This is a genomic window from Pseudomonas sp., assembly GCF_050739655.1.
Classification (GTDB): Bacteria; Pseudomonadota; Gammaproteobacteria; order Pseudomonadales; family Pseudomonadaceae; genus Aquipseudomonas.
Window position 1 is genome coordinate 1 of record NZ_JBOIBY010000417.1, and the last position, 3,879, is coordinate 3,879.

General features: G+C 59.9%; 2 protein-coding genes. One reads left to right on the forward strand and one right to left on the reverse strand.

The features are described 5' to 3' along the window. Window positions 1–158 precede the first annotated feature (158 nt). A complete protein-coding gene (locus ACRESJ_RS20375; protein WP_431759499.1) occupies window positions 159–2,750 on the reverse strand; it encodes a glycosyltransferase in 2,592 nt (863 codons plus the stop codon). A gap of 264 nt (window positions 2,751–3,014) precedes the next feature. Between ACRESJ_RS20375 and tcdA the strand changes: the two genes are divergently transcribed. Then, window positions 3,015–3,833: a tRNA cyclic N6-threonylcarbamoyladenosine(37) synthase TcdA gene (gene tcdA / locus ACRESJ_RS20380; protein ID WP_431759500.1), complete on the forward strand. Its 819-nt coding sequence runs from the start codon at window positions 3,015–3,017 to the stop codon at window positions 3,831–3,833. Window positions 3,834–3,879: the final 46 nt, after the last annotated feature.

Consider the following 3,879-nt stretch of genomic DNA (forward strand, 5'->3'; position numbering starts at 1 on the left):
CATAAATGTTGATTGTTACACCGTATTCGCGAGCAAGCCCGCTCCCACAGGTCATGAGTCGGTCAGTAGACCGCAACTCACGCCAAGCCCCGCAAAATGGCGGTTATCTTAAAGCAAAACGGCGACCATAGGCCGCCGTTTAGTGCATCCGAGCAGATTTAGGCCGCTGGCGCCGTTTCCACTTCGGCCGCAGGTTTTGGCAGCGAAGACAGGAACGCCATGATCAGCGCCGCCAGGTACGGCAGCGACTGCACCAGCAACATGGTCACCCAGAAGCGCATGTCGTTGCTCGGCATGCCATTGACCAGGAAGATCCCCAGCGCCGCCCCCCACAGCAACAGCATGATGAACACCTCTTCCCGTGCTTCCGAAATCGCCACCCAGAAGCCGTGGTTATCGGCGTTCTTCGGGGTGCGGAAAAACGGAATGCTGCTGGTGAAGAAGCCGTACAGCACCGCTTTGGCGATGGTGTGCGACAACGCCAGCCCGGCCAGCGCGGCGCAGAACGCGTCCTTGAGGTTTACGCCGACGGCGCGACGGTAAAGGAAGATGATCTTGCCGACCTTGAACACGAACAGCGCCAATGGCGGGATCGCGAAAATCAGCAGCGGCGGATCGACCCGCTGCGGCACGATGATCATCGCCGCCGACCACAACAGCGCGCCGACGGTAAAGAAGATGTTCATGCCATCGGCGACCCACGGCAGCCAGCCCGCGAGGAAGTGGTAACGCTGGCCACGGGTCAGTTCGGTGTCCTTGCCGCGCAGCAGGCTGGCGGTATGGCGTTTGATAATCTGAATCGCACCGTAGGCCCAGCGGAACCGTTGTTTCTTGAAGTCGATAAAGGTATCGGGCATCAAGCCCTTGCCATAGCTGTCGTGGTAGTACGCCGCCGACAGGCCTTTCTCGAACACACGAAGGCCCAGCTCGGCGTCTTCACAGATGCACCAGTCGGCCCAGCCCAGTTCTTCGAGCACCGAGCGACGGGTCATGGTCATGGTGCCGTGCTGGATGATCGCGTCACGGTCGTTACGGGTCACCATGCCGATGTGGAAGAAGCCTTTGTATTCCGCGTAGCAGAGCTTCTTGAAGGTGCTTTCGTTCTGGTCGCGGTAATCCTGTGGCGACTGCACCACGGCGATTTTCGGATCGGCGAAGTGCGGCACCATGTGCTTGAGCCAGTTGCGGTCGACGCAGTAGTCCGAGTCGATCACGGCAATGACTTCGGCATCCTTGGCGGTGTGCGGAATCAAGTAGTTCAGCGCGCCACCCTTGAAGCCGGCGAGCGGCGCGACGTGGAAGAACTTGAAGCGTGGGCCGAGGGTTTCGCAGTAGTCGCGCACCGGTTCCCAGACCGCCGGGTCCTTGGTGTTGTTGTCGATGATCAGGACTTCGAAATCCGGATAGTCGAGGTTGGCCAGGGCATTGAGGGTCTGTTTGACCATCTCCGGCGGCTCGTTGTAGCACGGCACATGGATCGAGACTTTCGGTCGGTAGTTCGAATCACCCACCACTGGCAAAAATTCCCGGCGCCGCTTGTGAATCCACACCGCCTCGGCCAGTTCGTGGGCCTCGGTGAGCAGCACGATAAATACCCCGAGCGCACCGAGGGCCAGCAAAAAGCCCACGGTCAGGCTGAACCAGGTGCTGTATTGCTGGCTGTAGTCGTAACCGATCCACACCAGCACCGAACCGCACAGGAATGCGATAAAGGTCAGGAAGGTGCGACCACGCTGGCGCAGGGCCGAGCCGTCGATCATCAACAGGGTCAGCGACAGCAATGCCAAAACGACCGAGCCGATGGCCAGTACGCGCCATTGTGGAATCGCGACCACCGGGCCTTCGAAGTTGAATTTCTGCTGGCGTGCGGCGTTGAACACGCCCCAATAGGCGCCCACCGAACCTTCGTCACTGGCCTTCCACGGCTGGTCGAAGGCTTCGATCACGAAGTAGTTGAAGCCCTGGCGGTTCAGCTTGTTGACCAGCGTGCGCAGGTAAATCGCCTGGTCTGCTGGCGACGCATCGGCGCCACCGCGCATGCGACCGTTGCTCGGCCAGCCCACTTCGGACAGCAGCAGCGGCTTTTTCGGGAACATCTTTTTCAGGTCGCGGGCACGGTCGAGGACAAACTGCCCGGCCTTGTCCATCGGAATGAATTCCCAGTAAGGCAGGACGTGAGCAGCGATCAGGTCGACGTGCTTGGCCAGTTCCGGGTGTTCTTCCCAGACGTGCCACTGTTCGGACGTGGTCACCGGCACCTTCACGGCCGCGCGGACGCGGTCCAGCAGGACGCTGAGTTCCTTGGCGGTGATTTCCTTGCGGAAGATCGCTTCGTTACCGACCACCACGCGAACCACGCTGCGCGAGGAATTGGCCAGTTCGATGGCCCGGGCGATTTCCCGTTCGTTGCGCTCCTGATCCGGACTGATCCAGATCCCCAGCGTCACCCGCAGGCCGAACTCTTCCGCCAGTTTGGGGATGTTCTCCAGCGTGCCGTCGACCGAGTAAGTACGGATGTTGTCCGTCAGCTTGCTCATGATCTCCAGATCGCGACGCATTTGATCGTCAGTCGGGTACTGCTCTTTCTGTGGGAATTGACCCTGCTGAAATGGCGAGTACGAAAAACCGGAGATCTGTTCCGGCCAGTTGGGGGCCGTGACCGGGCGATTGATCAGCGCCCAGAAGCCGGTAAACAAGGCAGCGATGGCGAGCACCACCACCAGGTTGAGTCCAAATTTACGCGATGACATAGCTATTTCGGGTTCCAAAGGCTGTGGAACAAAGGAACGGTTGGCTCGCGCCAAGGGGCGCGCATCCTACACTGGCAGTTCACTGAACGTACATCGGACAGGGAAATGCCGGACGTTGGGCAATCCAAGTCGGTTTAAGTTCTTTCATTAGAGCGTGTAGGGCAAATCTTCGTTCGATGTAGTTTTTGCAGAAGATACCCGTTTATAGCGCAATGATGCTCTTGGCCGCCTGCGGCCCTATAATGCGCGCCGGTTTTTAGGGTAATGGTCATGAGTACAGAAGATCCGCGGTTTGCTGGCATCGCCCGTTTGTATGGCATCGAAGGTCTTGAGCGCCTGCGTGCGGCCCATGTGGCGATCGTTGGCGTCGGTGGCGTCGGTTCCTGGGCGGCGGAAGCCATGGCCCGCTGTGGTGTGGGCGAGATTTCGTTGTTCGACATGGACGACGTTTGTGTCAGCAACGCCAATCGCCAGTTGCACGCGCTCGACAGCACCGTGGGCAAACCCAAGGTCGAGGTGATGGCCGAGCGTCTGCGCGGGATCAACCCTGATTGCACGGTGCACGCAGTGCCAGACTTCGTCACCCGCGACACCATGGCCGAATACATCACGCCAAACATCGATTGCGTGATCGATTGCATCGACAGCGTCAACGCGAAGGCGGCGCTGATCGCCTGGTGCAAGCGGCGCAAGATCCAGATCATCACCACCGGTGGCGCAGGCGGGCAGATCGACCCGACGCTGATTCAGGTGTGCGATCTGAACCGCACGTTCAACGATCCGCTGGCGTCGAAAGTGCGTTCCACCCTGCGCCGGGAATATGGTTTCTCGCGTACCGTGACCCGTCATTACAGCGTGCCGTGCGTGTTTTCCACCGAACAGCTGCGCTACCCGAAACCGGATGGCAGCATTTGCCTGCAGAAGAGTTTTGTCGGCGATGGCGTGAAGCTGGACTGCGCCGGCGGTTTTGGCGCGGTGATGATGGTGACGGCAACGTTCGGCATGGTCGCGGCGACCAAGGCTGTGGACAAGATTGTGGCGGGCGTGCGGCGGCCAGCGGAGCGCATCAAACCCCAAGCCTGACACCGTCCACCCTGTAGGAGCTGCCGCAGGCTGCGATCTTTTGATC